The 5530-nt window shown below is 36.9% G+C and carries 2 protein-coding genes; both read left to right on the top strand.

Annotation, left to right across the window (positions count from 1 at the left end; translation table 11 throughout):
* Positions 1-2124 precede the first annotated feature (2124 nt).
* On the top strand, positions 2125-3630 hold the full coding sequence (locus ACERCF_RS12300) for a hypothetical protein (RefSeq protein WP_373625762.1): 1506 nt from the start codon (positions 2125-2127) through the stop codon (positions 3628-3630).
* Between the two features lie 187 nt (positions 3631-3817).
* Positions 3818-5380: an ATP-binding protein gene (locus ACERCF_RS12295; RefSeq protein ID WP_373625760.1), complete on the top strand. Its 1563-nt coding sequence runs from the start codon at positions 3818-3820 to the stop codon at positions 5378-5380.
* Positions 5381-5530 lie beyond the last annotated feature (150 nt).

Here is a 5530-nt window from a genome sequence, read left to right as displayed (position 1 = left end):
AGAGGGTTGTTAGAATAAAACATGAGAGTTTCCTTTTTGTTTAGATTGATTTTTGACACTCATATTCTAAACGGGAAACTCTCACTTTTTAGAGTGAATTGTCAGATCAAGTCTGATCTTCTACACATTGCTATAACATTGATTTATCTAGCTTGTTTAAGCAATAACAGTTTGAATATCATTATCAATGTACAACGTGTAAGTTTTGCCATCAACTTCTGTTGAATACATATCGAATTCTTCATCTCTGCCTGTAAATGTAGTTGCTAATTTTGTAAAACTATCGCCTTTAAGATTAACTTTGTCGGTTGCATCACCGTTGATAATCAATGCATCTTGGACAGTACCAACACTATTTGTAGGTGCCATTTTTCCAATAATTGTACTATCTAAAGTAATCTCAGTAGAAGCATCTGACTTACTTAATGTTATAACTCTTAAACCTTTGAGACGATTAACATCTTCAGTAGACCAAGTTGTGAAATCATCAATAAAGTCTAGAGCACCATTATTTTGGCGATTGCCATAAATGAGCTGTTCATATTGACTTCCATCTTTTTCGCCAACATTATCGATAAAGGTTTTTAGAGTACCACCTGTTTCAGAGATAATGAAATCAGCCGTCCAATTAAGTTGTCCGCCAGAAATAGAACCATCACTTTGCATAGTTCCACCCAAGAAATTCTTCATTTGAGTTTCGGCATTTATATAAATTGGATTTTCATGAGCGATATTATAGTAAGATGCTATTTCTTGACTATTTTCAGCTACTGGGCTAGCGATCACATTTACTCTACCATAGTTGTCTTTCCCTACCTGAATATCTGCACCATACCATTCTTTACTATCGCCTCGATAATAGTCAACTCTTGATAAGCCAGTAACATCGTTATAACTTGACTTATAGAAAGTGTCATCTCTTGAAGGACCATCACCAAGTCTATCAATATAATGCTCTAGCCTTCTACCATGAGAGTCATAAGAGTAAACTATAGTTTCAGAGATTTTATCTCCTAGGGTATTAAAGTTTATAGTATGATAGTTATTACCATAAACATCATATTTATACTCAGAGATACGGTCAAATACACCATTATTATCATTATCAGCAGATAATTTGGTTCTTCTGCCTAATGCATCATATGTTGAAACTGATTGACTATCGATTATGCCATCGTTTCCAACATCATTTTCGATCTTCGCAATACGTCCATAAGCATCTAAGCTATAGATTTCTGCGCGTTCAATTGTACCATCACCATAGTTATCAATGAATTTCTTCACTATGTTACCTTTTGCATCCAGTTCATATGTTTCAATTTGATGTAATGCATCTATAGCAGAATATGTAGATTTCTCAGTATAGTTCCCATTATTATCTAATTTATACACACCCTTACCAGTGTAAATTTGTGTACCATCTGCTGTTTGGTTGTAGTATTCTGATGAAACTATATTACCTTGAGCATTTAAGGTATTTTTTGTTATTTTCTCAATCTTACCATCATTGAGTAAATCAACCCCAGTTTCAAGAATATTACCATTCGCATTTAAGGTATATTCTTCACGATAATCAAATTTACCATCTACGTTGTTATCACGCTCAAGGGAGGTTCTTTCGCCCTTTTCGTTATAGTCGTACTTCAATACTTGGTCTATGCCTTGTACGGTTTTGCCGCTATTATCGGTTGGGCGTATTTTACCTTCGGTGTTTTTATTGGCATCGTTATCCACCAACACTTCACGAACCATGCTCAGATTATCGAACTGNATTTTACCTTCGGTGTTTTTATTGGCATCGTTATCCACCAACACTTCACGAACCATGCTCAGATTATCGAACTGCTGATAATGGATCTTATCAAGAAAACAAGCTACTAACTTATTCAGATTTGATTTGTTAAAAAGCGACTGTTTTATCCATTTTTACTTTGAGTGTTTTTTCTTCTAATTTTTATCAAATGGAGTATTCGATTATTTTTTTAGACTAAATAATATAGGAAACAAGTTGGCTAGATTTTAGCCTTTTTAGTACTTGGCTTTATACGTTACAAATGAGATGGTTTTCTTGATAAGATCCATTATCAGCAGTTCGATAATCTAGGTAGGGTTCGTGAGGTGTTGGTGGATAACGATGCCAATAAAAACACCGAAGGTAAAATACGCCCAACGGATAATACGGGCAAAACCGTACAAGGCATAGACCAAGTATTGAAGTACGACTATAACGAAAAGGGCGAAAGAACCTCCCTTGAGCGTGATAACAACGTAGATGGTAAATTTGATTACCGTGAAACTTACACCCTAGATGCAAATGGTCGTTGGGTTGGTAAAAACATCGACTTAACTAACGATGGTACTTTAGATAGAAAAGAGGTGTATAGTCGTGAAGCAGATGGTGGCTTAACACAGACTAACTTCTATAATCTAGTTAATGACAGAGAAGTCTTAACCAAGATTGAGTATTATGAACTAAATGTAAACAATCAGCGTACTAAGTTATCAATAGATACTTTAGGAGATAACACTATCAACTCAATCACTCGCTATGATCTAGATAACTTAGGTAGAACGGCTAAAGCCTATTTCGATACTGATGGCGATGGTAGCCCCGATCGTACTGAAACCTACACCCGTGATACAAACAACCATATCATCAAAGTAGAGTCAGATAGTAACAACGATAATATTATTGATGTTGTTACGCATCGAGAGGTAAATGCTTTAGGCCAGATTATGGTTGCTAAGTTTGACAATGACAATAATGGTACTATTGATGCTATCCATCGATATGAACGCGACCAAAATGGCAATGTTGTTCGTGAGTTGAGAGATTTAGATAATAACGGCGTAAATGATGTTATTCTTACTAATACATTCAACGAGTTAAATCAACAAATTGCTAACTCAACAAAATATGTAGATGGTCGTATTTCACACGTTACTCGTCACTTTGATGAATATGGTCGAGTTGAGTATGAAGATAGACGCTGGGATGCTGCTGATGGCACTCTAGGAGTTCCATATCGTTATAGATATGAATATGATACTCAGAATAGAGTATCTAAATCGACATATGATAAGCGTATTGACGGTACATTAGATTGGACAATGTATAATAGCTACGAGAACCCTGTATTTAACAATACTGCAACTAAGAGAGAGGTAGTTTATCCAAATGGACATAAAGCCACACACATTATGGATATAGATTCTTCAGGTAGAGCTGAGTTTACTTATAGCGATAGTATGACTGATGGTATCATTGAGCGTTTCAATATAGGAGATCAAAATGGATCTTCTAGCATTGCTCGTACTGTAGATTTAACCAACTGGACACAAGAGCAACTCGCTAAATTAGGTAATCAACTCACCTCAATTTATATGGGTTCTCTCTCTCCAGATACATTAACTCTTAGTACTGAGGTTGTTGCGAAAATCAGCTCAGGTAAAACCCTGAACATTTACACATCAGGAACTGATGATACCTTGAACCTTAAAGGCTTTACTGAAGGGAAAAAGGCAGCAAAAACCATCGGCTCAGAAACATATGACTTATATACAGCAAATGTAGATGGTTCTGTATATAACATTTATGTTGATGATGATACCAATGTGGTTCTAGGTTAAATCTAATCTGTAATACAAGTTGTTATATTTTGCAACCTTTTTGTAAAGGTTTCGCTATACAAAGCCCCATAGCAATATGGGGCTTTTTTCGTTTCACGCTTTCTAACAAGCGGTCGTTTTTTCTCAAAAATTTGCAAATATGCTATAATCCAGCCCATTATCACTACCCTGTTTTCGGAGAGAGAATATGAAAAAACAGCTGCCTATTGGTATTCAAACCTTTGCTAAGTTAAGAGAAAACAATGAATACTACTATGTAGATAAAACACACAAAATCATTGAGTTAATTGAAACAGGGCAGTTCATTTTCCTCTCTCGTCCTCGTCGTTTTGGTAAAAGTTTAACCTTAGATACCATTGCCGAGCTGTTTTCGGGCAACAAAGCCTTATTTGACGGACTTTATGCAGAGAAGCATTGGGATTGGGGGAAGGAATACCCTGTTATCCGTATTAGCTTTGGTACAAATGTGACCTTTGATGAAGAGCGTTTAATTCAAATTCTGAATGAAAAGCTCGAGGAACTCGAAGAAATTCACGGCTTGTCTGAAAAATCGCATTTATCGGAAGCGGCTCGTTTTCAGCGGATTATCAAGCATATTTACACGCAAACAGAGCAAAAAGTGGTGGTGTTAGTTGATGAATATGATAAGCCGATTTTAGATAATCTCTCCACCCCAGAACAAGCTATCTTAGCTAGAAACCGCTTAAGAGATTTTTATAGCGTGCTAAAAGAAAGCGATGCCTATCTGCGTTTTGTAATGCTCACAGGCGTCTCCAAATTCAGCAAAATCAATCTCTTTTCAGGATTGAATAACTTGTACGATGCGACACTCGACAAACAATTCTCCGACTTATGTGGCTATACTCAGTCTGAATTAGAAACTGTGTTCGCCCCTGAATTATCGTGTGTGGATTTAAGCGAGCTGAAGAATTGGTACAACGGCTATAATTGGTCGGGGGAGAGTGTGTATAACCCGTTTGATGTGTTGTTGTTTTTCTCTAATGAAGAACGAATTTACAAGCCTTATTGGTTTGAAACGGGCTCGCCAACCTTTTTGATTGATAAATTAATCAGCGAGAACATTGATTTAGGCAAAATCTCGCAAGATATTTCTGATGATATTTTGCTCTCCAAGTTTGATGTGGGCGATATTAGCCCCGTCTCCTTGATGTTCCAAACGGGCTATTTAACGATTGATAAGGTGGTAAATACCTTTGATGGCGTGGGTTATACCCTTAAATACCCTAACAAAGAGGTGCAACAAAGTCTAAATACGATGTTGCTACGCCGTTACTTACATAAGTATGAATCAGGCTCAACGCTGCGTTCTCATTTATACGACGCTTTAATCCAACACGATATCGCCCGTATGCAGTTAGTTCTCAAAGCCTTTTTCGCCAGTATTCCGCACGATTGGCACAGAAACAATAATATTGCTTATTACGAAGGCTATTGGGCGAGTGTGTTTTATGCCTATTTTGCCAGCCTGGGGTTGCCGATTATTACCGAAGATGCAACCAGCGTGGGGAATATTGATATGACATTACTGGTGAACAACCACGTCTATATTTTTGAGTTTAAAGTAGTAGGGAAAGATGTGAAAGAAAGCCCGCTTGGGTTAGCGTTAGCACAGATTATCGACCGAGATTATGCGAAGAAATATCAAGGACAAGGCAAAACGATTTACCAAATTGGGGTGGAGTTTAATAAAGATAGCCGAGAAGTCGCGTTTGATATTGCTCGCTTATAATGTGATGACAAGCGGTTGAGTTTAGCTGTAGAAGATCAGACTTGATCTGACAATTCACTCTAAAAAGTGAGAGTTTCCCGTTTAGAATATGAGTGTCAAAAATCAATCTAAACAAAAAGGAAACTCTCATGTTTTATTCTAACAACCCTC

The sequence above is a fragment of the Mannheimia kashgarensis genome (assembly GCF_041807705.1).
GTDB lineage: Bacteria > Pseudomonadota > Gammaproteobacteria > Enterobacterales > Pasteurellaceae > Mannheimia.
Note: the sequence above shows the minus strand (reverse complement) of the source record. Positions and strands in the feature narration are given on the sequence as shown.

Excerpts from the sequence above, each read along its gene's own strand:
- ACERCF_RS12295 (WP_373625760.1), top strand. The coding sequence starts at position 3,818 with ATGAAAAAACAGCTGCCTATTGGTATTCAAACCTTTGCTAAGTTAAGA.